Raw genomic sequence first — 24,843 nt, 5'->3', positions numbered from 1 at the left:
TCCCACAAGGGGTCTGCGCCGCATCTCGTCAAATCGCCACATCCATGAACCCCGGCGAGCGCGCCAGCGCAAACGGGCTGAACACCTGCCACTGTCGTTCGCCGCGGAACCGGCCCTTGACGAAGGCCGACTCCGGGCCGTCAAGGTCGTCCATCAGCGTCGGCTCCAGGCTGTCCCGGGCAAAATGCTGCAAGCCGAGGACCTCATCCACCAGCAACCCAGTAAAGACTTCGCCGTGATCGACTACCAGCACCCGCCGTTGCTTGCGCACGCTCGACAGCTCATGACCGAAGAAACCGCACAAATCCATCAACGGCAACAAGCGCCCGCGCAGATTAGCCACCCCGCGAACCCACGGCTTGACCCCGGGCAAATGTGTGTAGCGCGGCTCGTGCAGCACTTCGCTGACTTCACCCATGGGCGCCACGTACCAGTGTTCGCCGAGGCGAAAACCGATGCCGCTCCAGCTGTCGCCGTGGGTCGGTTGTGACGGCAGGTCAGCCCCCAGCAGCCGGCAACGCCGGTCGATCCGCAGGAGCAGTTCAAATGCGGTCAGGGATTGGCTCATGGCCGCGCCGTCAACCCACCAGTACTTTGTTCAGGGTCGCGATCAGGGTTTCTTCGTCCACCGGTTTGGTCAGGTAGTCCTTCGCGCCTTGGCGAGTGCCCCAGACCTTGTCGGTGTCCTGGTCCTTCGTGGTGATGATGATCACCGGGATGTGCCCGGTGTCTGGGTCCTTGGTCAACTGGCGCGTGGCCTGGAAACCGTTGAGGCCGGGCATGACGATGTCCATCAGGACCGCGTCGGGTTTTTCCTGGCGGGCCAGGGCCACGCCGTCGGCGCCGTTCTCGGCCTTCAGGACCTGATGACCGTGCTTTTCCAGCATGCCGGTCAGTTTGTACATTTCGGTCGGCGAATCATCGACGATCAGAATTCGTGCCATGGTGTTCCCCATTTTTCGTTGACCCCAGGCCCGATGGCCGAGCGTCATTAATGTGCCTGGTGCGGCTGGACAACGGCAAAGCCCGGAACAAGAGCCTGTATCGCGCCCAGCAATTCTTCCTTGCTGAAAGGCTTGGTCAAAAACTGATCGGAGCCGACGATGCGCCCCTTGGCCTTGTCGAACAAACCGTCCCGGGACGACAGCATGATCACTGGCGTGGCCTTGAAAACGCTGTTGTTCTTGATCAGGGCACAAGTCTGGTAACCGTCCAGGCGCGGCATCATGATGTCGACAAAGATAATGCCTGGATGATGGTCGGCGATCTTGGCCAGGGCATCGAAGCCGTCGACAGCCGTGATGACCTCGCAACCCACGTTGCGCAACAAGGTCTCGGCGGTGCGGCGGATGGTCTTCGAGTCGTCGATGACCATGACCTTCAAGGCGCTGGGTTGCTGCTGCGTAAGATGCTCTGCCATTGCCACTGCAAACCGGTTTTTAACGCGTAAGTGTGAACGACAGCGCAAACCCTTGATGTTCAAGGCCCGCACGTCACATGCCAGCCTTTTTAGCACAGTCTCCATCGCCGATCTATCGGCCGCTCGGTACGGTGGTTTTTCCTTGACCGCCAATCTTCCGGGCGCCACTCTGACGCCACTTTTTCACGTCATTTTTCGAGGAACCTAGCCATGAGCGTACGCGTCGGCATTGTCATGGACCCTATCGCCAGCATTTCCTATAAAAAGGATAGCTCGCTGGCCATGCTGCTGGCCGCTCAGAAGCGCGGCTGGGAGCTGTTCTACATGGAGCAGCGCGACCTCTACCAGGCCGAAGGCCAGGCACGGGCGCGGATGAAGCCGCTGAACGTCTTCGCCAACCCCGAAAAATGGTTTGAACTGGGCGCCGAACGCGATGCGCTGCTCAGCGACCTGGACGTGATCCTCATGCGCAAGGATCCGCCCTTCGACATGGAGTTCGTGTATTCCACCTACCTGCTGGAGCAGGCCGAAAGCGCCGGCGTGCTGGTGGTCAACAAACCCCAGAGCCTGCGCGACTGCAACGAAAAGCTCTTCGCCACGCTGTTCCCGCAATGCACGCCGCCGACCATCGTCAGCCGTCGCCCGGATGTGCTGCGTGAATTCGCCGACCATCACGGCGACGTGATCCTCAAGCCCTTGGACGGCATGGGCGGCTCCTCGATTTTCCGTCACACCGCCGGCCACCCCAACCTGTCGGTAATCCTGGAAACCCTGACCCTACACGGCCAGCAGCAGATCATGATCCAGGGTTACCTGCCGGCCATCGTCGATGGCGACAAGCGCATCCTGATGATCGACGGCGAGCCTGTGGACTATTGCCTGGCGCGCATTCCCGCGGCCGGTGAAACCCGCGGCAACCTGGCGGCGGGCGGGCGTGGCGAGGCGCGTCCGTTGACTGAAAAGGATCGCTGGATCGCCGCCCAGGTCGGCCCGACCCTACGCGAGAAGGGCCTGTTGTTCGTCGGCCTGGACGTGATCGGCGAGCACCTGACGGAAATCAACGTCACCAGCCCGACCTGCATCCGCGAGATCGACAACGCCTTCGGCACCGACATCGGCGCGATGCTGATGGATGCCATCGATCAGAAGCTCAAGGCTCGTTGATCCAGATCCTGCTGAAGGAAACCCACATTGCGTTATCATGCCCGGCCTGAAAAAAACGCGATGTTGGTTTCCTTGCCATGACCCTCCCGTCCGATCTGCCCCAAGAGCTCGCCCATCGCGGCGTGCGCCCGGCTGATCGTCTCGGTTTTACGCTGTTCCTGGCGGCATTGATCCACTTGGCACTGCTGCTGGGCGTCGGGTTTGCCACGGTAGAACCCAAACAGATCAGCCAGACCCTGGAAATCACCCTGGCCACCTTCAAAAGCGAAGCCAAGCCACAGAAAGCGGATTTCCTCGCCCAGGAAAACCAGCAAGGCAGTGGCACCCTGGAAAAAAAGGCGACGCCCAAGACCACCCAGATCGCGCCATTCCAGGACAATAAGGTGCAAAAGGTCACCCCGCCGCCAGCGGCCAAGCCCGAGGTCCGGGAGACGGCACCCAAGGCAGCCGTGACCACCGTGGCGCCAAAGCCGAAAAAAGCCCCGGTCAAGGAAGAGGTCAGGCCCGCCCCCAAACCCAAGGCCCCGGTGCCTACCTTCGACAGCGCCCAACTGTCCAGCGACATCGCCAGCCTGGAAGCCGAACTGGCCCAGGAACAGCAGCTTTACGCCAAGCGGCCGCGTATCCACCGCCTGAGCGCGGCCTCGACCATGCGCGACAAGGGTGCCTGGTACAAAGACGAGTGGCGCAAGAAAGTCGAGCGCATCGGCAATCTCAACTACCCCGACGAAGCCCGGCGCAAGCAGATCTATGGCAACCTGCGGCTGCTGGTCTCGATCAATCGCGACGGCTCGTTGTATGAAGTGCTGGTGCTGGAGTCCTCCGGCCAGCCGCTGCTGGACCAGGCCGCCCAGCGGATCGTGCGCCTGGCCGCACCGTTCGCACCGTTTACCGGCGACCTGTCGGACATTGACCGCCTGGAAATCATCCGCACCTGGAAATTCGCCCGGGGTGATCGTCTCTTCAGCAACTGATCCCCCACCCAAATCCCTTGTGGGAGCGGGCTTGCTCGCGAAGACGGCAGTCCTGCCACAAGAGATCTGTCGGATGTACTGCCCCCTTCGCGAGCAAGCCCGCTCCCACATTTGATCGCTGTCGCCAGCCAGTTCGAGGTATTTGCTGCACATCCCCAGCTTGTCAGTTCGCCCCTGCGCCGCCACACTAGCGCCTATGAAAAACGTCAGCCCCACCTACCTCAAGCATCACTTCCTGATTGCCATGCCGCACATGGCCGATCCGAACTTTGCCCACACCTTGACCTACATCGTCGAGCACACGGCCAATGGGGCCATGGGGCTGGTGATCAATCGGCCGCAGGAATTGAACCTGGCGGACATTCTTGAGCAGTTGCGCCCGGATGTAGAACCGCCACTTTTGTGCCAGCACGTCCCGATTTTCATCGGCGGCCCGGTGCAGACCGACCGAGGCTTCGTGCTTCACCCGACAGGGCCGTCCTACCAGGCCACCGTGGACCTGGATGGCGTATCGCTGTCCACCTCCCAGGATGTGCTGTTCGCCATCGCCGACGGCGTAGGCCCGGAAAAAAGCCTGATCGCCCTCGGCTATGCCGGTTGGGAAGCCGGGCAACTGGAAGCCGAACTGGCTGATAACGCCTGGCTGACCTGCCCGTTTGACGCCGACATTCTGTTCAACACCAGCAGCGAACTGCGCCTGGAAGCGGCGGCCAGCCGGCTGGGGGTCAACCTCAGCCTGCTCACCAGCCAGGCAGGACACGCCTGATGGCCCTGCGCTTACTGCTGGGCTTCGATTACGGCACCAAACAGATCGGCGTGGCGGTGGGCCAGGTGATTACCGGCCAGGCCCGCGAGTTGTGCACGTTGAAGGCGCAGAACGGCGTTCCGGACTGGAACCAGGTCGAAGCCCTGATCAAGGAGTGGAAGCCCGATGCCGTGGTGGTCGGCCTGCCGCTGAACATGGACGGCACCCCAAGCGACATGTGCGTGCGTGCGGAGAAATTCGCCCGCAGGCTCAATGGCCGCTACAACCTGCCCTTCTACACCCACGACGAGCGCCTGACCACGTTCGAGGCCAAGGGCGAGCGCCTTGTACGTGGCGGGCAAAAAGGCAGTTACCGCGACAACCCGGTGGACGCCATCGCGGCCGCCCTGCTGCTGCAAGGCTGGCTCGACGCCAACGCCGCCCTGTTCGAAACCTGATTTTTTTGAAAGCGCCGACAGGGCGCTTTCTTTTAGCGATAAACCGGGCCTCTGACCACCGGCCCGGGAACCTGAAGGAGCCAGCATGAGCCTGCCCAATCCCGCCGAACTGATCAGCCAGATGGCGATTCGTCTCACGGCGCACCTGGAACAACGCGGCCTCAGCGAACCGCGCTACATTGGCATTCGCACCGGTGGCGTCTGGGTCGCCCAGGCCTTGCTCGAAGAACTGGGCAGCGATGCGCCGCTGGGCACCCTCGATGTGTCGTTCTACCGCGATGACTTCAGCCAGAACGGCCTGCACCCGCAAGTGCGCCCCTCGGCCCTGCCGTTCGAAATCGAAGGCCAGCATCTGGTCCTGATCGACGATGTGCTGATGAGCGGCCGGACCATCCGCGCCGCCATGAACGAGCTGTTCGATTATGGCCGCCCAGCCAGCGTGACCCTGGTGTGCCTGCTGGATCTGGACGCCGCCGAGCTGCCAATCCGCCCGAACGTGGTCGGCGCGACACTGGCACTGGCCGCCCATGAGCGAGTCAAGCTGTCTGGCCCCTCGCCGCTGCAACTCGAACTGCAAGACCTTGCCCTTTAACTGCCCTTGTAAGAGTCCATTGCGATGACGCCTCTCGAAACCAAGCGAGCACTACAGCTCAACGATCAGGGCCAGCTGCGGCACTTCCTGTCCCTCGACGGCCTGCGCCGCGAGCTGCTGACGGAAATCCTCGACACCGCCGATTCGTTCCTCGAAGTCGGGGCCCGGGCGGTGAAGAAAGTCCCGTTGCTGCGCGGCAAGACCGTGTGCAACGTGTTCTTCGAAAACTCCACCCGCACCCGCACCACCTTCGAACTGGCGGCCCAGCGGCTGTCGGCGGACGTGATCACCCTGAACGTCTCCACCTCCTCGGCGAGCAAGGGCGAAACCTTGCTCGACACCTTGCGCAACCTCGAGGCCATGGCGGCCGACATGTTCGTCGTGCGTCACGGTGATTCCGGCGCCGCGCATTTCATTGCCGAGCATGTGTGCCCGCAAGTGGCGATCATCAACGGTGGCGACGGCCGTCACGCCCACCCGACCCAGGGCATGCTGGACATGCTGACCATCCGCCGGCACAAGGGCAGCTTCGAGAACCTCTCGGTGGCCATCGTCGGCGACATCCTGCACTCGCGGGTGGCCCGCTCGAACATGCTGGCCCTCAAGACCCTCGGCTGCCCGGACATCCGCGTGATCGCGCCGAAAACCCTGCTGCCCATTGGCGTCGAGCAATACGGGGTGAAGGTCTACACCGACATGACCGAAGGTCTCAAGGATGTGGACGTGGTGATCATGCTGCGCCTGCAACGCGAACGCATGACCGGCGGCCTGCTGCCCAGCGAAGGCGAGTTCTACCGCCTGTTCGGCCTGACCACCGCGCGCCTGGCCGGGGCCAAGCCGGACGCCATCGTCATGCACCCGGGGCCGATCAACCGCGGGGTGGAGATCGAGTCGGCAGTGGCTGACGGGCCACATTCGGTGATCCTCAACCAAGTGACCTACGGCATCGCCATCCGCATGGCCGTGCTGTCCATGGCCATGAGCGGGCAAACGGCCCAGCGCCAATTCGACCAGGAGAACGCCCAGTGAAGCTCAGCATTCTCGGCGCACGCGTGATCGATCCGGCCAGCGGCCTGGATCAAGTGACTGACATCCATATCGACGCCTGCAAAATTGTCGCCCTTGGCGCCGCTCCGGCCGGTTTTACCGCCGTCGACACCCTCAACGCCCAAGGCCTGGTGGCCGCTCCGGGGCTGGTGGACCTGAACGTCGCCCTGCGCGAACCCGGTTACAGCCGCAAAGGCAGTATCGTCAGCGAAACCCGGGCCGCCGCCGCCGGTGGCGTGACCAGCTTGTGCTGCCCGCCTCAGACCAAGCCGGTACTGGACACTTCGGCCGTGGCCGAGCTGATCCTCGATCGCGCCCGCGAAGCCGGCAACACCAAGGTCTTCCCGATCGGCGCCTTGAGCAAAGGCCTGGATGGCGAACAACTGGCAGAACTCATTGCGCTACGCGACGCCGGTTGCGTGGCATTCGGCAACGGCCTCAACAGCTTTCGCAATACCCGCACCCTGTGCCGCGCCCTGGAATACGCGGCAACCTTCGGCCTGACGGTGATCTTCAATTCCCAGGATCACGATCTGGCTGAAGGTGGGCTGGCCCACGAAGGCCCGACCGCCAGCTTCCTCGGCCTGCCGGGCATTCCGGAAACCGCCGAAACCGTGGCCCTGGCCCGGGACCTGCTGCTGGTGGAACAAAGCGGCGTACGCGCCCACTTCAGCCAGTTGACCAGCGCCCGCGGCGCGGCACTGATCGCCCAGGCCCAAGCTCGCGGTCTGCCCGTCACCGCCGATGTGGCGCTGTACCAACTGATCCTGACCGACGAAGCCCTGATCGACTTCAACAGCGTTTATCACGTCCAGCCGCCGCTGCGCACCCGCGCCGACCGCGATGGCTTGCGCGAGGCTGTGAAGTCCGGGGTGATCTCGGCCATCTCCAGTCATCACCAGCCCCACGAGCGCGATGCCAAGCTGGCACCCTTCGGCGCCACGGAACCGGGCATCAGCAGCGTCGAACTGTTGCTGCCACTGGCCATGACGCTGGTGGAAGACGGATTACTGGACCTGCCGACCTTGCTGGCACGCCTGAGCAACGGTCCGGCCGAAGCGCTGCAATTGCCGGCAGGTAAACTGGCGGTGGGCGCGGCGGCGGACCTGGTGCTGTTCGACCCGGCGGCGTCCACGGTGGCGGGTGAAGCCTGGCGCTCCAAGGGCGACAACTGCCCGTTCCTTGGCCACAGTTTGCCGGGGGTGGTGCGTTATACGCTGATGGATGGGCGGATGACTCACCAGGCCTGACACCGCGTCGCCTGCTTCGCGAGCAAGCCCGCTCCCACATTGGATTTGGGGTGTTCACACAATTGTGTGTCCACTGGAGATCCCTGTGGGAGCGGGCTTGCTCGCGAATGCAGGCGACTCGGTCTAACTGACTTAGTGAAAAGCCCCGCGCTTCTGCGCATTACGAATCGAGACCTGATCGTTCAGCGTCCAGAAGTCATACAGCACCCCCAGGAAAAACACCCCGCCGGTCAGCAGGTAAAGAATGCCGGTCAGCCATTTGCCCTGGTACATGCGGTGCACACCCAGCACACCGAGAAACGTCAGCAGAATCCACGCCACGCTGTACTCGAGGGGGCCCGGGGTAAAACGCAGATCGGCCTCCCGATCCATGGCTGGAATCAGGAACAGGTCGATCAGCCAGCCGATGCCCAACAAGCCAAAGGTGAAAAACCAGATCGTGCCGGTGACCGGCTTGCCGTAATAGAAGCGGTGGGCGCCGGTAAAGCCGAAAATCCACAAGAGATAGCCGATCACTTTGCTGTGGGTATCGCGTAAAGCGTCCTGCTGATAGCTGTTCATGAATCGCCTCTTTTGCCTCGATAGATAAATTTGTTCGGATTATTTGTGACTTTTTTGTGGATTGCCGACAAGCGGTCTCGAGCCTCCGGAACCCGGGAAACCCCCGTGCTGTCGGGGTTCTGTCGGACCATCAGGGCAATTTGTCGCAATTATGCGGGTTTCACCCCAGGTTGCGATTCGACAAACGGCCTCGGAACCGTAAAAAAAGCTGTTATAAAGTTGCGCGCTTACCTTCAAGAGCCCTGCCTAATGCGTCCATTTTTCAAGACATGGCTAACCATTTGCCTATTATTGCCCTTGGCCGCCCACGCCACCAATCGTGAGCAACGTCTGCCCAACGTCAACGGCTACACCCCTAAATCCCATGTTTCTGCTCCTTCGAGCAAGAACAAGCAATACGCCCAGCGCGTGCGCACTGCCAACAGCAAGTTGGTTCCACCCATGGCGACCAAGGCGACCAGCAATGTGTTGAGTCGTGCCGTGAACGTCCTGGGCACACCTTACCGTTGGGGCGGCAGCAGCCCAAGCAAAGGTTTCGATTGCAGCGGCTTGGTGAAGTACGCCTTTAACGATGCCTCCTTCGACCTGCCGCGCACCTCCAATGCAATGGCCAGCGGTCATGGGCAGAAAGTCGATCGCAAGGACCTCAAGCCCGGCGACCTGATTTTCTTCAAGCTCAAGAGCCGCCGGGTCAACCACGTGGCCATCTACCTGGGCAACGACCGCTTCATCCACGCTCCACGCCGTGGAAAGTCGGTCTCTATCGACACGTTGAACAAGCCGTACTGGAACAAACATTACGTGGTTGCCAAACGGGTCCAGCCCAAAGAGCCGAAAGGGATGCAGGTGGTTCAGCGCTGATCCACGGGCCAGGCGAGCCCCTGTGGCGAGGGAGCTTGCTCCCGTCGGGTGGCGCAGCCGCCCCCAACAGGCAAATGATTTCTGTGCTCCAGTTAATTGGGGTCCGCTTCGCGGCCCAGCGGGAGCAAGCTCCCTCGCCACAGGGGATTGCAACAATCTTACCCGCCCCGCCGCCCCGCCTCAGAAGTTATCCGGCGTACGCGCCTTCTCCCGCGCATGCTCGCGGCTGATCAAGCCTTTGCTCACCAAATCCTTCAAGCACATATCCAGCGTCTGCATTCCTAGCGAGCCACCGGTCTGGATCGACGAGTACATCTGGGCGATTTTGTCTTCGCGGATCAGGTTACGGATCGCCGACGTTCCCAGCATGATTTCATGCGCCGCGACCCGGCCGCCGCCGATCTTCTTGACCAGCGTCTGTGAGATCACCGCCTGCAAGGACTCGGACAACATCGAACGGACCATGGATTTCTCGTCCCCCGGGAACACATCCACTACCCGGTCAATGGTCTTGGCCGCCGAGGTGGTATGCAGGGTGCCAAACACCAGGTGACCGGTTTCGGCGGCGGTCAGGGCCAGGCGGATGGTCTCCAGGTCACGCATTTCCCCCACCAGAATCACGTCCGGGTCTTCGCGCAGGGCTGAGCGCAGAGCTGTGGAGAAACTCTGGGTGTCGCGGTGCACTTCGCGCTGGTTGATCAGGCATTTGCGCGGTTCGTGGACAAATTCGATGGGGTCTTCGATGGTGAGGATGTGATGGTGTTTGTGAGTGTTGAGATAGTCGATCATCGCCGCCAGCGTGGTGGACTTGCCGGACCCGGTCGGCCCGGTCACCAACACCAGCCCGCGAGGTGCCTCGGTCACTTTGCGAAACACTTCCCCCATCCCCAGGTCTTCCATGGTCAGGACTTTCGACGGGATGGTCCGGAACACCGCACCTGCGCCGCGATTCTGGTTGAACGCGTTGACCCGAAACCGTGCGACACCTGGCACGTCGAAGGAAAAGTCGGTTTCCAGAAACTTCTCGTAATCCACCCGTTGCCGGTCATTCATGATGTCGTAGATCAGCTCATGGACCTGCTTGTGGTCCAGGGCCGGCAGGTTGATCCGCCTCACATCGCCATCGACGCGGATCATCGGCGGCAGCCCGGCGGACAGGTGCAGGTCCGATGCGCCCTGTTTGGCGCTGAACGCCAGTAACTCAGTGATATCCATAGCGCTCCTCAATTCCAGTAGAATGCCGCGAACCTCACCGCTGGCGCTTCTTTATGTCCACGATAGCAGACAACATTGCTCAGGTTAGATCGCGTATCCGCGCAGCCGAACACGCCGCCCACCGCGACGAACACAGCGTCCAACTGCTGGCGGTGAGCAAGACCAAGCCCGCCCAGGCCCTGCGTGAAGCCTATGCCGCCGGCCTGCGGGACTTTGGCGAGAACTATCTGCAGGAAGCACTGGGCAAACAGGCCGAACTGACCGACCTGCCCTTGATCTGGCACTTCATCGGCCCCATTCAATCGAACAAGACGCGCGCTATCGCCGAACATTTCGACTGGGTGCATTCCGTGGATCGTTTGAAAATTGCCCAACGCCTGTCCGAACAGCGCCCGGCCGAACTGCCGCCGCTGAACATCTGCATCCAGGTCAACGTCAGCGGTGAAGACAGCAAATCCGGCTGTACTGCGGCGGACCTGCCCGCTCTGGCCAGCGCCATCAGCGCATTGCCACGCCTGAAGCTGCGTGGGTTGATGGCGATTCCCGAACCGACCGAGGAGCGTGCCGCCCAGGATGCCGCTTTCGCAGCGGTTCAACACTTGCAAGCCGATCTGAAGCTACCGCTGGACACGCTGTCCATGGGCATGAGCCATGACCTCGAATCCGCCATTGCCCAGGGCGCCACCTGGGTGCGGATCGGTACAGCCCTGTTTGGTGCGCGCGACTACAGCGCTCGCTAGCCATAAGCCATGCTGACTCAACTCTCTAATCAAGGACCTGTCATGAGCAACACACGTATTGCCTTCATCGGCGCCGGCAACATGGCCGCCAGCCTGATCGGCGGCCTGCGGGCCAAGGGTCTGGACGCTTCGCAGATCCGCGCCAGCGATCCGGGGGCCGAGACCCGCGCCCGGGTGAGCACAGAGCACGGCATCGAAACGTTCGCCGATAACGCCCAGGCCATCGAAGGCGCAGACGTCGTCGTGCTGGCAGTCAAGCCACAGGCGATGAAAAGCGTTTGCGAAACCCTTCGCCCAAACCTCAAGCCCCATCAACTGGTGGTGTCGATTGCCGCCGGCATCACCTGCGCCAGCATGAACAACTGGCTCGGCGCCCAGCCAATCGTGCGTTGCATGCCCAACACTCCGGCGCTGTTGCGCCAGGGCGTCAGTGGGCTGTTTGCGACCGCACAAGTGACCGCCGAACAGCGCCAGCAGGCCGAACAACTGCTATCGGCCGTCGGCCTGGCACTGTGGCTGGAAACCGAGCAGCAACTGGATGCGGTGACGGCCGTGTCCGGCTCGGGCCCGGCCTACTTTTTCCTGCTGATCGAAGCCATGACCGCCGCCGGTGAAAAACTCGGCCTGCCGCGCGAAACCGCCGCCCAGCTGACGTTGCAGACCGCCCTGGGCGCCGCGCACATGGCCGTGTCCAGCGATGTCGATGCGGCCGAACTGCGTCGCCGCGTGACCTCGCCAGCCGGCACCACGGAAGCCGCCATCAAATCGTTCCAGGCCGGGGGCTTCGAAGCCCTGGTGGAAAAAGCACTCGGCGCCGCCGCGCACCGCTCGGCCGAAATGGCCGAACAACTGGGCCAATAAGGAGCCATTCATGATCGGATTGAACACTGCAGCGGTCTACGTGCTGCAAACCCTCGGCAGCCTGTACCTGCTGATCGTACTGCTGCGCTTTGTGTTGCAACTGGTGCGCGCCAACTTCTACAACCCGCTGTGCCAGTTCATCGTCAAGGCCACTCAGCCATTGCTCAAGCCGCTGCGCCGGATCATTCCGAGCGTGTTCGGCCTGGACATGTCGTCACTGGTACTGGCGATCATCGTGCAACTGGCGCTGATGGCCCTGACCCTGCTGCTGACCTACGGCACCACCGGCAACCCGCTGCAACTGCTGATCTGGTCAATCATCGGCGTGACCGCGCTGTTCCTGAAGATTTTCTTCTTCGCCCTGATCATCAGCGTAATCCTGTCCTGGATCGCTCCCGGCAGCCACAACCCGGGCGCCGAACTGGTGAACCAGATCTGCGAGCCGGCGCTGGCACCGTTCCGCCGCATCGTGCCGAACCTGGGGGGCCTGGATATCTCGCCGATCCTGGCGTTCCTGGTGCTCAAGCTGATCGACATGCTGGTGATCAACAACCTCGCGGCGATGACCATGATGCCGGAAATCCTGCGGCTGCTGATCTGACGCCCCCTGCTCTACTCTCTGTGGCAAAGGAACTGTCTGTGGCGAGGGGATTTATCCCCGCTGGGCCGCGAAGCGGCCCCAAAGCAGACAACTCGGTCAGCCTGATACTCCGCATACTCAGGTTTCAGGGCTGCTTCGCAGCCCAACGGGGATAAATCCCCTCACCACAAATAAATCCCCTCGCAACCGTTGGATTCCCCGGTTGCGCCTTTGCTTGCCGCTTGCCACAGCGGTCTTTAGACTTACGCCTCATTTCAACGAGAGCAGGGTCGATGCCAGCTGCCTTTCCCCCCGATTCCGTTGGTCTGGTGACGCCGCAAATGGCGCATTTCAGCGAGCCCCTGGCCCTGGCCTGCGGCCGTTCGTTGCCAGCCTATGACCTGATTTTCGAAACCTACGGCACCCTCAATGCCACGGCGAGCAATGCCGTGCTGATTTGCCACGCCTTGTCGGGGCATCACCACGCCGCCGGCTACCACAGCATCGACGACCGCAAGCCTGGCTGGTGGGACAGCTGCATCGGCCCGGGCAAGCCCATCGACACCAACAAGTTCTTCGTGGTCAGCCTGAACAACCTCGGCGGTTGCAATGGCTCCACCGGCCCCAGCAGCGTCAATCCGGACACCGGCAAGCCCTTCGGCGCTGACTTTCCGGTGTTGACCGTGGAAGACTGGGTCCACAGTCAGGCACGTCTGGCGGACCGCCTCGGTATCACCCAGTGGGCCGCAGTCATCGGCGGCAGCCTGGGCGGCATGCAAGCCCTGCAATGGACCATCACTTACCCCGACCGCGTGCGCCACTGCCTGGCAATCGCCTCGGCCCCCAAGCTGTCGGCGCAGAACATCGCCTTCAACGAAGTGGCGCGCCAGGCGATCCTCACCGATCCGGAGTTCCATGGCGGTTCGTTCCAGGAACACGGCGTGATCCCCAAACGCGGGCTGATGCTGGCGCGGATGGTCGGACATATCACTTATCTGTCCGATGATTCCATGGGTGAGAAATTCGGCCGCGGTCTCAAGAGCGAAAAGCTCAACTACGACTTTCACAGTGTCGAATTCCAGGTGGAAAGCTACCTGCGCTACCAGGGCGAAGAATTCTCCGGACGTTTCGATGCCAACACCTACCTGTTGATGACGAAAGCCCTGGACTACTTCGATCCGGCGGCAAACTTCGACGATGACCTGGCGAAAACCTTTGCTGGCGCCACCGCCAGGTTCTGCGTGATGTCATTCACCACCGACTGGCGCTTCTCCCCGGCCCGCTCGCGGGAGCTGGTGGACGCGCTGATGGCTGCCCGCAAGGACGTCTGCTACCTGGAAATCGACGCGCCCCAGGGTCACGACGCCTTTTTGATCCCGATCCCGCGCTACCTGCAGGCGTTCGGCAACTACATGAACCGTATAACGCTGTGAGGACGCCATGAGAGCCGATCTGGACATCATCCAGGAATGGATCCCCGCCGGCAGCCGCGTGCTCGACCTGGGCTGCGGCAACGGCGAACTGCTGACCTGGCTGCGCGACCACAAGCAAGTCACCGGCTACGGCCTGGAAAACGACCCGGACAACATCGCCGAATGCGTGGCCAAGGGCATCAACGTAATCGAGCAGGACCTGGACAAGGGCCTGGGCAACTTCGCCAGCAACAGCTTCGACATCGTGGTCATGACCCAGGCACTGCAAGCGGTGCACTACCCGGACAAGATCCTCGACGAAATGCTACGGGTCGGGCGCCAGTGCATCATCACCTTCCCCAACTTCGGTCACTGGCGCTGCCGTTGGTACCTGGCGAGCAAGGGGCGCATGCCGGTGTCGGAGTTCCTGCCTTATACCTGGTACAACACGCCGAACATCCACTTCTGCACCTTCGAGGATTTCGAGGCGCTGTGCCGCGAACGCCAAGCCAAGGTCATCGATCGCCTGGCGGTGGACCAGCAGCACCGCCACGGGTGGGCCAGCAAGCTATGGCCTAATCTGTTAGGTGAAATAGGCATTTATCGGGTCAGCAGCCCAAGCCTTGCCGATCATCAGGTCGCGGTGTGAACCCCGGCCTTACCAGGAGCACGACATGAAACGTCTCGCGTTGTTTCTCATCACCGCCTGCCTGAGCGCCGGCGCCATGGCCGCCGACGTCATCAAGGCCGAGCGCAAGGAAGTGTTCGGTGACATCACCGTGCACTACAACACCTTCAACTCGACCTTCCTGACGCCGGACATCGCCAAGAATGCCGAGCTGATCCGCAGCAAGGGCCAGGGCGTGATCAACGTCTCGGTCATCAAGGATGGCAAGCCTCTGATGGCCCAGGTCAGCGGCACAGTGAAAGACCTCACCAGCCAGAGTATCGCGCTGAACTTCAAGCAGGTGACCGAACAAGGTGCGATCTACTACATCGCCCAATACCCAGTGCCCCAGCAGGAAACCCGCACCTTCGAGATCAAGGTGCAAACGGGCGACAAGATCAACACCATCAACTTCAACCAGGAACTGTTCCCCGGTCAATGATGAATTTCACCCAACTCGTATTGGCCAGCCACAACGCCGGCAAACTCAAGGAACTCCAGGCCATGCTCGGCGGCTCGGTGCAGTTGCGCTCGATTGGCGAGTTCAGTCAGGTAGAGCCTGAAGAAACCGGCCTGTCGTTCGTCGAGAACGCCATCCTCAAGGCCCGCAACGCCGCGCGCATTTCCGGCCTGCCGGCACTGGCCGACGACTCCGGGCTGGCGGTGGACTTTCTCGGCGGTGCGCCGGGCATCTATTCAGCCCGCTACGCAGATGGCAAAGGCGATGCGGCGAACAACGCCAAGCTGCTCGAGGCCCTCAAGGATGTGCCCGAAGCCGAGCGCGGCGCGCAGTTCGTCTGCGTGCTGGCCCTGGTCCGTCATGCCGACGATCCACTGCCGATCCTCTGCGAAGGCTTGTGGCACGGGCGCATTCTCACTGAAGCCAGCGGTGAGCACGGTTTTGGCTACGATCCATTGTTCTGGGTGCCGGAGCGCAACTGCTCCAGCGCCGAGCTGGGCCCGGTGGAAAAGAACCAACTGAGCCACCGCGCCCGCGCCATGGCCCTGCTGCGTCAACGCCTGGGTCTGCAATGATCGATGAGTCCCCTGCACCCCTGATCCATGGCGGTGCGCAAACGCCTCGGGCGCCGCTGCCAGTGCTGCCGCCCCTGGCGTTGTACATTCACATTCCGTGGTGTGTACGCAAATGCCCTTATTGCGATTTCAACTCCCATACCGCCAGCCCGCAGCTGCCCGAAGAGGAATACGTCGACGCTTTGTTGGCCGATCTCGATCAGGACCTGCACGGGGTTCATGGCCGGGAACTGAGCTCGATCTTTTTCGGTGGCGGTACGCCAAGCCTGTTCAGCGCCCCAGCCTTGGGCCGGTTGCTCAAGGGTGTCGAGGCGCGGATACCCTTTGCCCATGACATTGAAATCACCCTGGAAGCCAACCCGGGGACGTTCGAACAAGAGAAATTTGTCGCTTACCGGGCACTGGGCATCAATCGTCTGTCCATTGGCATCCAGAGCTTCCAGCAAGACAAGCTCAAGGCGTTGGGGCGGATCCATAACGGCGACGAAGCCGTGCGCGCGGCTGGCATGGCCCGTCAGGCCGGGTTCGACAACTTCAACCTGGACCTGATGCATGGCCTGCCCGATCAGTCCCTGGACGACGCCTTGAGCGATTTGCGCCAGGCCATTGCGTTGAAGCCCACGCATTTGTCCTGGTACCAACTGACACTGGAACCCAATACGGTGTTCTGGAACCAGCCGCCCACGTTGCCGGAAGACGACACGCTGTGGGACATCCAGGAGGCGGGCCAGTCATTGCTGGCCGCCCACGGTTACGCCCAATACGAAGTCTCGGCCTATGCCCAAGCCGGTCGCCCGGCGCGGCATAACCTCAACTATTGGAGTTTCGGCGACTTCATCGGTATCGGTGCCGGTGCCCACGGCAAGCTCAGCCATCCGGACGGGCGCATCGTGCGCACTTGGAAAACCCGCCTGCCCAAGGACTACCTCAACCCGGCCAAACGCTTCCTGGCCGGCGAGAAAACCCTGAGCAATGAAGAACTGCCCTTCGAGTTCCTGATGAACGCGCTGCGCCTGACCGAAGGCGTGGACGCGCGGCTTTACCCCGAGCGCACCGGCTTGTCCTTGCAAAGCCTGGCTGAAGGCCGACGCGAGGCCGAACAAAGCGGGTTGTTGCGGGTCGAACCGGCACGTCTGGCAGCCACCGAGCGCGGACAGTTGTTTCTCAATGACCTGTTGCAGACATTTTTGAGCTAATCACACAAGGAAACCCCATGGATCTGGTACTCGACCTGCTCGCCACCGTGTCCCGCTGGAGTCGCAGCAACCTATCGGAAATCTCCCTGGCATTGGTAGGCTGCCTGCTGGTGCTGTTTGGTGCCGACATCAAGGGTTGGGTCGAACAACGTCTTGGCAATATCGCCGGCGCCTTGCGCGTCCCGCTGATGGCCCTGCTGTGCATGATCGGCAGCGGCGCGGCCCTGATCTACGCCACGCCATGGATTGTCCGGGGCTTGAGCCAATTCAACAACTACAGCCTGGCGCCGGTGCTGTTGGTGGTGCTGGTGTTGATTGGCGTGGTGGCGGATCGACGCTGATTCCACAGACACCACAAAACAAAAGTGGGAGCGGGCCTCTGTGGGAGCTGAGCTTGCTCGCGATGCAGGCGACTCGGGGTTCAAGTGGCTACCGAGGCGCTGCTATCGCGGGCAAGCCTTGCTCCCACAAAGCCTCGCTCCCACATTGGGTATCGCGTGATGCCTAATCCACCTTCTCGAACTTCAAATCCCAGACTCCATGCCCCAAACGCTCGCCACGGCGTTCGAACTTGGTGATCGGGCGTTCGGCCGGGCGCGGTACGCATTTGCCATCTTCGGCCAGGTTGCGGTAACCCGGGGCGACGTTCATCACTTCCAGCATGTACTCGGCGTAGGGTTCCCAGTCGGTGGCCATGTGCAGCACACCGCCGACCTTCAACTTGCTGCGCACCAACTCAGCGAACGACGCCTGGACGATGCGGCGCTTGTGGTGACGGCTTTTGTGCCATGGGTCCGGGAAGAACAGCATCAGCCGGTCGAGACTGTTGTCGGCCACGCAGCGGTTAAGCACTTCGATGGCGTCGCAGTCGTAGACCCGCAGGTTGGTCAGCCCCTGGGTCAACACGCCGTTGAGCAGCGCGCCCACACCGGGACGATGAACTTCCACACCGATGAAATCCTGCTCCGGCGCCGCGGCGGCCATTTCCAGCAGCGAGTGGCCCATGCCGAAGCCGATTTCCAGCGAGCGCGGCGCCGAGCGGCCGAACACCTGATCAAAATCCACCGGCGCATCGGCCAGGGGCAGGACAAACAGTGGCGCACCCTGCTCAAGACCACGTTGCTGGCCTTCGGTCATGCGCCCGGCGCGCATCACAAAACTCTTGATGCGGCGGTGCTGGCGCTCTTCGCCTTCTTCCGGGAGGACAGGCGTGTCGTTCGATTCAGTCATCAATGGCTCTTACTTGATCAGACCATCCAGCGGCGAAGAGGCGCTGGCGTAAAGTTTTTTCGGCATGCGGCCGGCGAGGTACGCCAGACGCCCAGCCACAATGGCGTGCTTCATGGCTTCGGCCATCAGGATCGGTTGCTGGGCATGGGCAATGGCCGAGTTCATCAGCACGGCTTCACAGCCCAGTTCCATGGCGATAGTGGCGTCGGACGCCGTGCCGACACCGGCATCCACCAACACCGGAATCTTGGCTTCTTCCAGGATGATCTGCAGGTTGTACGGGTTGCAGATCCCCAGGCCCGTGCCGATCAGACCGGCCAGCGGCATCACCGCGATGCAGCCAATTTCCGCCAGTTGACGGGCGATGATCGGGTCATCGCTGGTGTAGACCATCACGTCGAAACCTTCCTTGACCAGGGTTTCGGCGGCCTTGAGGGTTTCGATCACGTTGGGGAACAGGGTCTTCTGGTCCGCCAGCACTTCCAGCTTCACCAGGTTGTGGCCGTCGAGCAGTTCACGGGCCAGACGGCAGGTGCGCACAGCCTCGATGGCGTCGAAGCAACCGGCGGTGTTGGGCAGGATCGTGTAGCGATCCGGCGGCAGGATATCCAGCAGATTCGGTTCGCCCGGGTTCTGGCCGATGTTGGTCCGGCGCACGGCAACGGTCACGATTTCAGCGCCCGAGGCTTCGATGGCCAGGCGGGTTTCTTCCATGTCGCGGTACTTGCCGGTACCTACCAGCAAGCGCGACTGGTAAGTACGACCGGCCAGGACGAAGGGCTTGTCGCTACGAACGATGCTCATGGGAAATCCTCTGTTGGGGTGAGGTTCTTGCGAAATGCTGCGAAACCGAGGCGACTAGCCGCCACCGATGGCATGGACCACTTCGACCGAATCGCCGTCGTTCAACGTGGTGTCGGCATGCTGGCTGCGCGGGACGATATCCAGATTGAGCTCCACCGCGACGCGGCGTCCGGTAAGTTCCAGACGGGTCAGCAGGGCCGCAACGGTTTCACCGTCAGGCAGATCAAGGGGTTCGCCGTTCAACTGAATGCGCATGCCGGATGCCGCCATCATTTTTAGGGGCTGGCATTCTAGCCCGATCAGTCTGGGCGACCCAAGCCATTCGTCATGAATTGGACCGTGCGGTCAGCCCAACCGCCAGGCGGCAAGCCCCAGGCACAGCCAACCGATCAGAAACGCTACGCCACCGAACGGCGTGATAATCCCCAGTTTGCTGATGCCCGTGAGCGTCAGCAGATAGAGACTCCCGGAGAACAGCAGGATACCGATCACAAACGAAATCCCGGCCCAGGTGACGATGCGTCCCGGGATGTGCGTGACCAGCAGCGCGACGCCCAGCAACGCCAGGGTGTGTACCAACTGATAGGTGACGCCGGTATGGAAAATCGCCAGGTAATCTGCGCTCAACCGATTCTTCAGGCCGTGGGCGGCAAACGCTCCCAGTGCCACGCCGGTGAAGCCGAAAAAAGCAGCCAGCATCAGAAAACTACGCAGCATGAGAACTCCAGTCAGACTCGGTGGACAGGGTCTGTATAATGGCCCGCTCGACGGGTTCGGCCAAGCCATCTCTATGTTGCGTTCATTGTTTCGACGATTCGTTAAAGCCCTGCTCTGGTTCGCCGTTGGCAGCGTCGTGCTGGTGCTGCTGTTTCGCGTGGTGCCGCCGCCGTTCACCGCGCTGATGATCGAGCGCAAAGTCGAATCCTGGTTCGGTGGCGAACCGATCGACCTGCAGCGTACCTGGCAACCCTGGGATCAGATTTCCGACAACCTCAAAATCGCGGTAATCGCCGGCGAGGATCAGAAATTTCCCGAGCACTGGGGCTTTGACTTCGGTGCGATCCAGGCCGCGCTTACCCATAACGGACGTGGCGGCTCGATTCGCGGTGCCAGCACCCTCAGCCAGCAGGTGTCCAAGAACCTGTTCCTGTGGCCGGGCCGCAGTTGGCTGCGCAAGGGGCTGGAAGCCTGGTTTACCGCGCTGATCGAAATATTCTGGCCCAAGCAGCGGATTCTCGAGGTGTACCTCAACAGCGTCGAGTGGGATGACGGTGTGTTCGGCGCCGAAGCTGCGGCGCGGCATCACTTTCGGGTCAGCGCCGATGCATTGTCCCGGCAACAGGCCAGCCTGCTGGCGGCAGTCCTGCCCAACCCCCGGGTATGGAACGCCGCCCGCCCAAGTCCTTATGTACTGCGGCGCGCGAACTGGATTCGCCGGCAGATGAGCCAGTTGGGGGGCGACAGCTACCTGCTGGGGCTCAATGACTCGCGACGGGCGCCTTGGGCGCAATAGCCGGGGCACTGAACACCCCTTGTGGGAGCGGGCTTGCTCGCGAATGCGGTGTACCGGATACATTGATGTGGACTGACACACCGCTTTCGCGAGCAAGCCCGCTCCCACAGGGATTTTGCCCGCCCGAACAAAAACGCCCCGACCATCACTGATGATCGGGGCGTTTTTATGGCTGCTGCGGTCAGGCAGCAATCGACGTCTTGAGCTTGTTCATCGCGCTTTTCTCAAGCTGGCGAATCCGCTCGGCCGACACGTTGTACTTCTGTGCCAGGTCGTGCAGTGTGGCTTTTTCCTCGGCCAGCCAGCGCTGGTAGAGAATGTCACGGCTGCGTTCGTCCAGCACTTCGAGGGCTTCGTGCAGGTTGGTGTTGGAGTTGTCACTCCAGTCGGCGTCTTCCAGTTGACGCGCCGGGTCGTACCGGTGGTCTTCCAGGTAGTTGGCCGGCGACTGGAAAGCGCTGTCGTCGTCCGCTTCGGCGGCCGGGTCGAAGGCCATGTCATGGCCAGTCAGACGACTTTCCATCTCACGCACTTCCCGCGGCTCGACGCCCAGGCTCTCGGCCACGCGATGGACTTCTTCATTGTTCAGCCAGGCCAGACGTTTCTTCTGGCTGCGCAGGTTGAAGAACAGCTTGCGCTGGGCCTTGGTGGTCGCGACTTTCACGATGCGCCAGTTGCGCAGGATGAACTCGTGGATTTCCGCCTTGATCCAGTGCACTGCAAACGACACCAGGCGCACACCCATTTCCGGGTTGAAACGCTTGACCGCCTTCATCAGGCCGACGTTGCCTTCCTGGATCAGGTCGGCCTGGGCCAGCCCGTAGCCGGAATAGCTGCGGGCGATATGTACAACAAAACGCAGGTGGGCGAGCACCATCTGCCGAGCCGCCTCAAGATCCTGCTCATAATAGAGACTCTCGGCCAGTTCACGCTCCTGCTCGGGCGTCAGCAAAGGGATGCTGTTCACCGTGTGCACATAGGCCTCCAGGTTCGCACCCGGGACCAGAGCATAAGCAGGTTGCAAAGAAGTGGTCATACGAAAAAACCTCCGACTCACATAACTCGTGCAGTTCAGCACTGCGAAAATTGACCGGGAACCGTAGGACAAGTTCCCACAAAAACCGAAAGGTCAATACGCGCAAAAAACACTATTTTGGAGCAAGCTCACGCAAGTGGCGTGCTACCGCAATCCATGCACCGATATAACCCAACAGCACCGCGCCAAGCAAGAGCGACAGACCGTCGGCGGCTGGCACTCCGGCCAGGGAAAAATCACTGCCGTACAAACCGGCCAGCCCCACAACCGCATCATTCAGCCAGTCCAGGCCAAATGCCAATACGCCCCAGGACAGAATCCCGGCACCGAAGCCATACAGAGCCCCCATATAAAGGAAGGGCCTGCGCACATAACTGTCCGTACCGCCGACCAGTTTAATCACTTCTATCTCGGTGCGGCGGTTTTCAATATGAAGACGAATGGTATTGCCTATCACCAAAAGTAATGCAGAAACCAGAAGCACCGTCAGACCGAAGACAAACCGGTCGCCGAGCTTGAGGATCGCCGCAAGACGCTCGACCCAGACTAGATCAAGTTGCGCCTGTTGTACCTTCGGCAACTCGGAAAGTCTTTGTCTTAATGCTTCAAGTGTCGGCTTGTCGACTTCGTCCGGCGTCACCAGCACTACACCCGGCAGCGGGTTTTCCGGCAGTTCCTTGAGGGCATCGCCCAGGCCGGACTGCTGCTGGAACTCCTCCAGGGCTTGCTCGCGACCAATGTATTCGGCGTCGGCCACGCCCGGCATGGCTTTGATCTGCTCGCGCAACGCCTGGCCTTCAGCAGGGCTCGCGTCCAACTGAAGGTATAAGGAAATCTGCGCCGCACGTTGCCAGGAGCCACCCAGACGCTCCACATTACTTAACAATAATGACAGGCCCATGGGCAAACTCAGGGCCACCGCCATCACCATGCAGGTAAAAAAGCTGCCGATCGGTTGCTTGCCCAGGCGCTTCAGGCTATCCAGCAGACTGGCGCGATGGCTTTCGACCCAGGCGTGAAACAATGTCGCGAAATCCGGACCGTCATCATCGTCGCGCTTCTTCTTTGGCGGCTGCGGATCGGAGGCTTTCGGGGCCACGCGTTCGGCCACCTTGGGGCTGCGGGTCGCACTCATACGCCAGCCTCCCCGTCACCGATCAGTCGACCGCGTTGCAAGGTGAGCATGCGGTGACGCATGCGCGCGATGAGGGCCAGGTCGTGACTGGCAATCAGCACGCTGGTGCCCAAGCGATTGATGTCTTCGAATACGCCCATGATTTCCGCCGCCAGACGCGGGTCCAGGTTACCGGTAGGTTCATCCGCCAGCAGCAAGGCCGGGCGATGGACGATGGCGCGGGCGATGCCGACGCGCTGTTGCTGGCCGGTGGACAAGTCGCCCGGGTACAAATCGGTCTTGTCCGACAGTGCCACACGCTCCAGGGCCGAATCCACGCGTTTGTTGATCTCGGCCTTGGACAGGCCAAGGATCTGCAAGGGCAACGCCACGTTGTTGAACACCGTGCGATCGAACAGCAACTGGTGATTCTGGAACACCACGCCGATCTGCCGACGCAAGTAAGGAATCTGGGCATTGCTGATGGTGCTCAGGTCCTGGCCGGCCAACAGCAGTTTGCCGGTGGTGGGCCGCTCCATCGCCAGCAGCAGGCGCAGCAAGGTACTTTTACCGGCGCCAGAATGGCCGGTGACAAACAGAAACTCGCCACGACGGACCCGAAAGCTCAGCTCATGCAAGCCGACGTGTCCGTTCGGATAGCGTTTACCGACCTGTTCGAAACGAATCATGAGTGCTCCCGCTCGGCAAACAGTGCCTGGACAAAGGGCTCGGCTTCAAAGGTGCGCAGATCGTCGATGCCTTCACCCACGCCGATGTAGCGAATCGGCAGACCGAACTGCTTGGCCAAGGCGAAAATCACCCCGCCCTTGGCGGTCCCGTCGAGCTTGGTCAGGGCCAGTCCGGTCAGTTGGACGGTCTGGTTGAACTGCTTGGCCTGGTTGATAGCGTTCTGGCCGGTGCCGGCGTCCAGCACCAGCAGCACCTCATGGGGCGCGTCGGCATCGAGCTTGCCGATCACCCGGCGAACCTTCTTCAACTCTTCCATCAGGTTGTCTTTGGTGTGCAGGCGACCGGCCGTGTCGGCAATCAGCACATCGATGCCACGGGCCTTGGCGGCCTGCACGGCGTCGAAAATCACTGAAGCGGAGTCAGCGCCGGTGTGCTGGGCGATCACCGGGATCTTGTTGCGCTCGCCCCACACTTGCAGCTGTTCGACCGCAGCGGCGCGGAAGGTGTCGCCGGCGGCGAGCATGACTTTCTTGCCCTCCAACTGCAGCTTCTTCGCCAGTTTGCCGATGGTCGTGGTCTTGCCGGCGCCGTTGACGCCCACCACCAGAATCACGAACGGCTTGTTCTGCGAGGCAATCACCAGCGGCTGTTCCACCGGCTTGAGCATGTTGGTCAACTCGCCCTGCAAAGACTTGTACAAAGCATCGGCGTCGGTGAGCTGCTTGCGCGCCACCTTTTGAGTCAGGCTCTGGATGATCACCGACGTCGCCTCGACACCCACATCGGCGGTCAGCAAGCGAGTTTCGATGTCTTCCAGCAATTCGTCGTCGATGACTTTCTTGCCCAGGAACAGGCTGGCCATGCCTTCGCCGATGCTGGCGCTGGTCTTGGACAGGCCTTGCTTGAGGCGGGCGAAGAAACCGACCTTGTTCTCTTCGGCGACAGGCGCGGGCTCTGCGAGAGCTGGCAACTCAACTGCAACGGGCTCCGGTGCAGGGGCGGCTGGGACTGGGGCTGCGACAGGCGTGATGGCAGGCACCGGCACTTCGACGGTCGGCTCCACGGCCGGGGCCGCGACGGAGGGGGTGAGTGCCGGAATCGGCGGAGCGACCTGCGATGCCTGTGCGTCTTCCACCAACGCTACCGGTTCTTCCGCCACGGGCAAGGTCAGCCAGGGGGTTTGCCCTTCGGGCAGGGTCAGCGGTTGCTCGGCCACCGGCTCCGCGGCCAAGTCAGGCGCAGGCTCGGCCGGTTGCAACACCGGCTCGGCAATCGGCAGGACAATCGGGGCAGCTTGTTCGGCCACCGCCTCGGCGTCGGGCTCAGGCAGCGGTTGCGGCTGTTCGACGACGGTTTCCTGCGGCTTCTTGCGCAGCCATCCGAACAGGCCTTTTTTCTCACCAGCCGCAGCTGGGGTCTTCTTGTCGTCGTTGGAACCAAACATGGAGGACGGCTATCTCACGGTAGCGACGCGCCATCAGGGCGCCTCGGTGATAAATATTCGATGCTGAACAGACTGCGTTTCACCCAGCTTGTTCACGCGCAACATTTTGTCGAGTTGTCCCCAGGACAGCTCAAGGTCGATTTTTTCGAAGGACTGGCGCGGCATCATCGGCGAAAACGCTGGGATCAACGAACAAACCCAGGGTTTCTTCCGAGAACCCAAACAACCCCGGAC

The 24,843-nt window shown here is 61.6% G+C and carries 31 protein-coding genes; 18 read left to right on the top strand and 13 right to left on the bottom strand.

Features of this window, described 5'->3' with window-relative positions:
• Nucleotides 1-28: 28 nt before the first annotated feature.
• Genes AAIS01_RS12580 through AAIS01_RS12570 form a run of 3 tightly spaced genes read right to left on the bottom strand, consistent with a single transcriptional unit; the run spans nt 29 to nt 1,420 of the window.
• A complete protein-coding gene (locus tag AAIS01_RS12580) occupies nt 29-568 on the bottom strand; it encodes a chemotaxis protein CheW (protein WP_343469220.1) in 540 nt (179 codons plus the stop codon).
• Nucleotides 569-578: 10 nt separating this feature from the next.
• On the bottom strand, nt 579-944 hold the full coding sequence (gene pilH / locus AAIS01_RS12575) for a twitching motility response regulator PilH (protein ID WP_245140335.1): 366 nt from the start codon (nt 942-944) through the stop codon (nt 579-581).
• Nucleotides 945-991: 47 nt separating this feature from the next.
• Nucleotides 992-1,420, bottom strand: coding sequence for a response regulator (locus tag AAIS01_RS12570; RefSeq protein WP_343469219.1), 429 nt, complete (start codon nt 1,418-1,420; stop codon nt 992-994).
• 210 nt (nt 1,421-1,630) lie between these two features.
• Between AAIS01_RS12570 and gshB the strand changes: the two genes are divergently transcribed.
• The 7 genes from gshB (at nt 1,631) to AAIS01_RS12535 (ending at nt 7,650) form a co-directional block, all read left to right on the top strand.
• Nucleotides 1,631-2,584 (top strand): glutathione synthase, encoded by a 954-nt coding sequence (gshB, locus tag AAIS01_RS12565; RefSeq protein WP_092452638.1) that lies wholly within the window; start codon nt 1,631-1,633, stop codon nt 2,582-2,584.
• A 77-nt stretch (nt 2,585-2,661) separates the two neighbouring features.
• Nucleotides 2,662-3,558, top strand: a complete 897-nt coding sequence (locus AAIS01_RS12560; protein WP_343469218.1) for a TonB family protein — start codon at nt 2,662-2,664, stop codon at nt 3,556-3,558.
• A 196-nt stretch (nt 3,559-3,754) separates the two neighbouring features.
• Nucleotides 3,755-4,324, top strand: coding sequence for a YqgE/AlgH family protein (locus tag AAIS01_RS12555; RefSeq protein ID WP_047226000.1), 570 nt, complete (start codon nt 3,755-3,757; stop codon nt 4,322-4,324).
• Nucleotides 4,324-4,761: a Holliday junction resolvase RuvX gene (gene ruvX, locus AAIS01_RS12550; RefSeq protein ID WP_092395470.1), complete on the top strand. Its 438-nt coding sequence runs from the start codon at nt 4,324-4,326 to the stop codon at nt 4,759-4,761. The genes AAIS01_RS12555 and ruvX overlap by 1 nt, the downstream gene beginning before the upstream one ends.
• 85 nt (nt 4,762-4,846) lie before the next feature.
• Nucleotides 4,847-5,353 carry a bifunctional pyr operon transcriptional regulator/uracil phosphoribosyltransferase PyrR gene (gene pyrR, locus AAIS01_RS12545; protein ID WP_343469217.1) on the top strand — a complete coding sequence of 169 codons (507 nt, stop codon included), beginning with the start codon at nt 4,847-4,849 and terminating at the stop codon, nt 5,351-5,353.
• A gap of 24 nt (nt 5,354-5,377) precedes the next feature.
• Nucleotides 5,378-6,382: an aspartate carbamoyltransferase catalytic subunit gene (locus tag AAIS01_RS12540; RefSeq protein ID WP_047226003.1), complete on the top strand. Its 1,005-nt coding sequence runs from the start codon at nt 5,378-5,380 to the stop codon at nt 6,380-6,382.
• Nucleotides 6,379-7,650, top strand: coding sequence for a dihydroorotase (locus AAIS01_RS12535; RefSeq protein ID WP_343469216.1), 1,272 nt, complete (start codon nt 6,379-6,381; stop codon nt 7,648-7,650). The genes AAIS01_RS12540 and AAIS01_RS12535 overlap by 4 nt, the downstream gene beginning before the upstream one ends.
• A gap of 132 nt (nt 7,651-7,782) precedes the next feature.
• Here the strand turns inward: AAIS01_RS12535 and AAIS01_RS12530 are convergent, their stop codons facing one another.
• Nucleotides 7,783-8,211: an NINE protein gene (locus AAIS01_RS12530; RefSeq protein WP_047226005.1), complete on the bottom strand. Its 429-nt coding sequence runs from the start codon at nt 8,209-8,211 to the stop codon at nt 7,783-7,785.
• A gap of 249 nt (nt 8,212-8,460) precedes the next feature.
• On the opposite strand from AAIS01_RS12530, the gene AAIS01_RS12525 reads away from it, so the two are divergent.
• A complete protein-coding gene (locus tag AAIS01_RS12525; RefSeq protein ID WP_092395466.1) occupies nt 8,461-9,072 on the top strand; it encodes a C40 family peptidase in 612 nt (203 codons plus the stop codon).
• A gap of 180 nt (nt 9,073-9,252) precedes the next feature.
• On the opposite strand, the gene AAIS01_RS12520 is transcribed toward AAIS01_RS12525, so the two are convergent.
• Entirely contained in the window at nt 9,253-10,287 is a 1,035-nt protein-coding gene (locus AAIS01_RS12520) for a type IV pilus twitching motility protein PilT (protein ID WP_214913767.1), read from the bottom strand.
• Nucleotides 10,288-10,340: 53 nt separating this feature from the next.
• On the opposite strand from AAIS01_RS12520, the gene AAIS01_RS12515 reads away from it, so the two are divergent.
• The 9 genes from AAIS01_RS12515 (at nt 10,341) to AAIS01_RS12475 (ending at nt 17,119) form a co-directional block, all read left to right on the top strand.
• A complete protein-coding gene (locus tag AAIS01_RS12515) occupies nt 10,341-11,027 on the top strand; it encodes a YggS family pyridoxal phosphate-dependent enzyme (RefSeq protein WP_343469215.1) in 687 nt (228 codons plus the stop codon).
• Between the two features lie 42 nt (nt 11,028-11,069).
• Complete coding sequence (gene proC, locus AAIS01_RS12510; RefSeq protein WP_343469214.1) at nt 11,070-11,888, top strand: pyrroline-5-carboxylate reductase; 819 nt, start codon at nt 11,070-11,072, stop codon at nt 11,886-11,888.
• A gap of 10 nt (nt 11,889-11,898) precedes the next feature.
• Nucleotides 11,899-12,489, top strand: a complete 591-nt coding sequence (locus AAIS01_RS12505; RefSeq protein WP_343469213.1) for a YggT family protein — start codon at nt 11,899-11,901, stop codon at nt 12,487-12,489.
• Between the two features lie 272 nt (nt 12,490-12,761).
• Nucleotides 12,762-13,901: a homoserine O-succinyltransferase MetX gene (metX, locus tag AAIS01_RS12500; protein WP_343469212.1), complete on the top strand. Its 1,140-nt coding sequence runs from the start codon at nt 12,762-12,764 to the stop codon at nt 13,899-13,901.
• Between the two features lie 7 nt (nt 13,902-13,908).
• A complete protein-coding gene (gene metW / locus AAIS01_RS12495; protein ID WP_343469211.1) occupies nt 13,909-14,529 on the top strand; it encodes a methionine biosynthesis protein MetW in 621 nt (206 codons plus the stop codon).
• Nucleotides 14,530-14,554: 25 nt separating this feature from the next.
• Entirely contained in the window at nt 14,555-14,989 is a 435-nt protein-coding gene (locus AAIS01_RS12490) for a DUF4426 domain-containing protein (RefSeq protein ID WP_214913773.1), read from the top strand.
• Nucleotides 14,986-15,582 carry an RdgB/HAM1 family non-canonical purine NTP pyrophosphatase gene (gene rdgB, locus AAIS01_RS12485; RefSeq protein ID WP_047226014.1) on the top strand — a complete coding sequence of 199 codons (597 nt, stop codon included), beginning with the start codon at nt 14,986-14,988 and terminating at the stop codon, nt 15,580-15,582. The genes AAIS01_RS12490 and rdgB overlap by 4 nt, the downstream gene beginning before the upstream one ends.
• A complete protein-coding gene (gene hemW, locus AAIS01_RS12480) occupies nt 15,579-16,778 on the top strand; it encodes a radical SAM family heme chaperone HemW (RefSeq protein WP_343469210.1) in 1,200 nt (399 codons plus the stop codon). Before rdgB ends, hemW begins: the two co-directional genes overlap by 4 nt.
• Before the next feature lie 17 nt (nt 16,779-16,795).
• Nucleotides 16,796-17,119 (top strand): DUF3392 domain-containing protein, encoded by a 324-nt coding sequence (locus tag AAIS01_RS12475; RefSeq protein ID WP_343469209.1) that lies wholly within the window; start codon nt 16,796-16,798, stop codon nt 17,117-17,119.
• A gap of 163 nt (nt 17,120-17,282) precedes the next feature.
• On the opposite strand, the gene trmB is transcribed toward AAIS01_RS12475, so the two are convergent.
• The 4 genes from trmB to AAIS01_RS12455 form a co-directional block, all read right to left on the bottom strand.
• On the bottom strand, nt 17,283-18,008 hold the full coding sequence (gene trmB / locus AAIS01_RS12470; RefSeq protein WP_343469208.1) for a tRNA (guanosine(46)-N7)-methyltransferase TrmB: 726 nt from the start codon (nt 18,006-18,008) through the stop codon (nt 17,283-17,285).
• 9 nt (nt 18,009-18,017) lie between these two features.
• Nucleotides 18,018-18,812 (bottom strand): thiazole synthase, encoded by a 795-nt coding sequence (locus tag AAIS01_RS12465; RefSeq protein ID WP_003177480.1) that lies wholly within the window; start codon nt 18,810-18,812, stop codon nt 18,018-18,020.
• A gap of 54 nt (nt 18,813-18,866) precedes the next feature.
• Nucleotides 18,867-19,067 (bottom strand): sulfur carrier protein ThiS, encoded by a 201-nt coding sequence (thiS, locus tag AAIS01_RS12460; RefSeq protein WP_160893822.1) that lies wholly within the window; start codon nt 19,065-19,067, stop codon nt 18,867-18,869.
• Between the two features lie 90 nt (nt 19,068-19,157).
• Entirely contained in the window at nt 19,158-19,529 is a 372-nt protein-coding gene (locus AAIS01_RS12455) for a DUF423 domain-containing protein (RefSeq protein ID WP_343469207.1), read from the bottom strand.
• 73 nt (nt 19,530-19,602) lie between these two features.
• Here AAIS01_RS12455 and mtgA point away from each other — a divergent pair, with 73 nt between their 5' ends.
• Nucleotides 19,603-20,325 (top strand): monofunctional biosynthetic peptidoglycan transglycosylase, encoded by a 723-nt coding sequence (mtgA, locus tag AAIS01_RS12450; RefSeq protein ID WP_343469206.1) that lies wholly within the window; start codon nt 19,603-19,605, stop codon nt 20,323-20,325.
• A gap of 181 nt (nt 20,326-20,506) precedes the next feature.
• Here the strand turns inward: mtgA and rpoH are convergent, their stop codons facing one another.
• The 4 genes from rpoH to ftsY all read right to left on the bottom strand — a co-directional run bounded on the left by rpoH (nt 20,507) and on the right by ftsY (nt 24,609).
• Nucleotides 20,507-21,361 (bottom strand): RNA polymerase sigma factor RpoH, encoded by an 855-nt coding sequence (gene rpoH / locus AAIS01_RS12445; RefSeq protein ID WP_092395442.1) that lies wholly within the window; start codon nt 21,359-21,361, stop codon nt 20,507-20,509.
• A gap of 112 nt (nt 21,362-21,473) precedes the next feature.
• Entirely contained in the window at nt 21,474-22,496 is a 1,023-nt protein-coding gene (gene ftsX, locus AAIS01_RS12440) for a permease-like cell division protein FtsX (protein ID WP_214913777.1), read from the bottom strand.
• Nucleotides 22,493-23,164, bottom strand: a complete 672-nt coding sequence (gene ftsE / locus AAIS01_RS12435) for a cell division ATP-binding protein FtsE (protein ID WP_024778908.1) — start codon at nt 23,162-23,164, stop codon at nt 22,493-22,495. Before ftsE ends, ftsX begins: the two co-directional genes overlap by 4 nt.
• Entirely contained in the window at nt 23,161-24,609 is a 1,449-nt protein-coding gene (ftsY, locus tag AAIS01_RS12430; RefSeq protein ID WP_343469205.1) for a signal recognition particle-docking protein FtsY, read from the bottom strand. Before ftsY ends, ftsE begins: the two co-directional genes overlap by 4 nt.
• Nucleotides 24,610-24,843 lie beyond the last annotated feature (234 nt).

The sequence above is a fragment of the Pseudomonas halotolerans genome, from assembly GCF_039581215.1.
Lineage (GTDB): Bacteria > Pseudomonadota > Gammaproteobacteria > Pseudomonadales > Pseudomonadaceae > Aquipseudomonas > Aquipseudomonas tehranensis.
The sequence above is the reverse complement of the archived record's forward strand: the minus strand, read 5'-3'. Positions and strand labels throughout refer to the sequence as shown.

Excerpts from the sequence above, each read along its gene's own strand:
- AAIS01_RS12505 (WP_343469213.1), top strand. The coding sequence starts at position 11,899 with ATGATCGGATTGAACACTGCAGCGGTCTACGTGCTGCAAACCCTCGGC.
- pilH (WP_245140335.1), bottom strand. The coding sequence starts at position 944 with ATGGCACGAATTCTGATCGTCGATGATTCGCCGACCGAAATGTACAAA.
- ruvX (WP_092395470.1), top strand. The coding sequence starts at position 4,324 with ATGGCCCTGCGCTTACTGCTGGGCTTCGATTACGGCACCAAACAGATC.
- AAIS01_RS12520 (WP_214913767.1), bottom strand. The coding sequence starts at position 10,287 with ATGGATATCACTGAGTTACTGGCGTTCAGCGCCAAACAGGGCGCATCG.
- rpoH (WP_092395442.1), bottom strand. The coding sequence starts at position 21,361 with ATGACCACTTCTTTGCAACCTGCTTATGCTCTGGTCCCGGGTGCGAAC.
- thiS (WP_160893822.1), bottom strand. The coding sequence starts at position 19,067 with ATGCGCATTCAGTTGAACGGCGAACCCCTTGATCTGCCTGACGGTGAA.
- AAIS01_RS12530 (WP_047226005.1), bottom strand. The coding sequence starts at position 8,211 with ATGAACAGCTATCAGCAGGACGCTTTACGCGATACCCACAGCAAAGTG.
- AAIS01_RS12465 (WP_003177480.1), bottom strand. The coding sequence starts at position 18,812 with ATGAGCATCGTTCGTAGCGACAAGCCCTTCGTCCTGGCCGGTCGTACT.
- AAIS01_RS12560 (WP_343469218.1), top strand. The coding sequence starts at position 2,662 with ATGACCCTCCCGTCCGATCTGCCCCAAGAGCTCGCCCATCGCGGCGTG.
- rdgB (WP_047226014.1), top strand. The coding sequence starts at position 14,986 with ATGATGAATTTCACCCAACTCGTATTGGCCAGCCACAACGCCGGCAAA.
- AAIS01_RS12455 (WP_343469207.1), bottom strand. The coding sequence starts at position 19,529 with ATGCTGCGTAGTTTTCTGATGCTGGCTGCTTTTTTCGGCTTCACCGGC.
- ftsY (WP_343469205.1), bottom strand. The coding sequence starts at position 24,609 with ATGTTTGGTTCCAACGACGACAAGAAGACCCCAGCTGCGGCTGGTGAG.
- AAIS01_RS12555 (WP_047226000.1), top strand. The coding sequence starts at position 3,755 with ATGAAAAACGTCAGCCCCACCTACCTCAAGCATCACTTCCTGATTGCC.
- pyrR (WP_343469217.1), top strand. The coding sequence starts at position 4,847 with ATGAGCCTGCCCAATCCCGCCGAACTGATCAGCCAGATGGCGATTCGT.
- AAIS01_RS12570 (WP_343469219.1), bottom strand. The coding sequence starts at position 1,420 with ATGGCAGAGCATCTTACGCAGCAGCAACCCAGCGCCTTGAAGGTCATG.
- mtgA (WP_343469206.1), top strand. The coding sequence starts at position 19,603 with ATGTTGCGTTCATTGTTTCGACGATTCGTTAAAGCCCTGCTCTGGTTC.
- AAIS01_RS12580 (WP_343469220.1), bottom strand. The coding sequence starts at position 568 with ATGAGCCAATCCCTGACCGCATTTGAACTGCTCCTGCGGATCGACCGG.
- AAIS01_RS12515 (WP_343469215.1), top strand. The coding sequence starts at position 10,341 with ATGTCCACGATAGCAGACAACATTGCTCAGGTTAGATCGCGTATCCGC.
- AAIS01_RS12490 (WP_214913773.1), top strand. The coding sequence starts at position 14,555 with ATGAAACGTCTCGCGTTGTTTCTCATCACCGCCTGCCTGAGCGCCGGC.
- proC (WP_343469214.1), top strand. The coding sequence starts at position 11,070 with ATGAGCAACACACGTATTGCCTTCATCGGCGCCGGCAACATGGCCGCC.
- trmB (WP_343469208.1), bottom strand. The coding sequence starts at position 18,008 with ATGACTGAATCGAACGACACGCCTGTCCTCCCGGAAGAAGGCGAAGAG.
- ftsE (WP_024778908.1), bottom strand. The coding sequence starts at position 23,164 with ATGATTCGTTTCGAACAGGTCGGTAAACGCTATCCGAACGGACACGTC.
- gshB (WP_092452638.1), top strand. The coding sequence starts at position 1,631 with ATGAGCGTACGCGTCGGCATTGTCATGGACCCTATCGCCAGCATTTCC.
- AAIS01_RS12525 (WP_092395466.1), top strand. The coding sequence starts at position 8,461 with ATGCGTCCATTTTTCAAGACATGGCTAACCATTTGCCTATTATTGCCC.
- ftsX (WP_214913777.1), bottom strand. The coding sequence starts at position 22,496 with ATGAGTGCGACCCGCAGCCCCAAGGTGGCCGAACGCGTGGCCCCGAAA.
- hemW (WP_343469210.1), top strand. The coding sequence starts at position 15,579 with ATGATCGATGAGTCCCCTGCACCCCTGATCCATGGCGGTGCGCAAACG.
- metX (WP_343469212.1), top strand. The coding sequence starts at position 12,762 with ATGCCAGCTGCCTTTCCCCCCGATTCCGTTGGTCTGGTGACGCCGCAA.
- AAIS01_RS12540 (WP_047226003.1), top strand. The coding sequence starts at position 5,378 with ATGACGCCTCTCGAAACCAAGCGAGCACTACAGCTCAACGATCAGGGC.
- AAIS01_RS12475 (WP_343469209.1), top strand. The coding sequence starts at position 16,796 with ATGGATCTGGTACTCGACCTGCTCGCCACCGTGTCCCGCTGGAGTCGC.
- metW (WP_343469211.1), top strand. The coding sequence starts at position 13,909 with ATGAGAGCCGATCTGGACATCATCCAGGAATGGATCCCCGCCGGCAGC.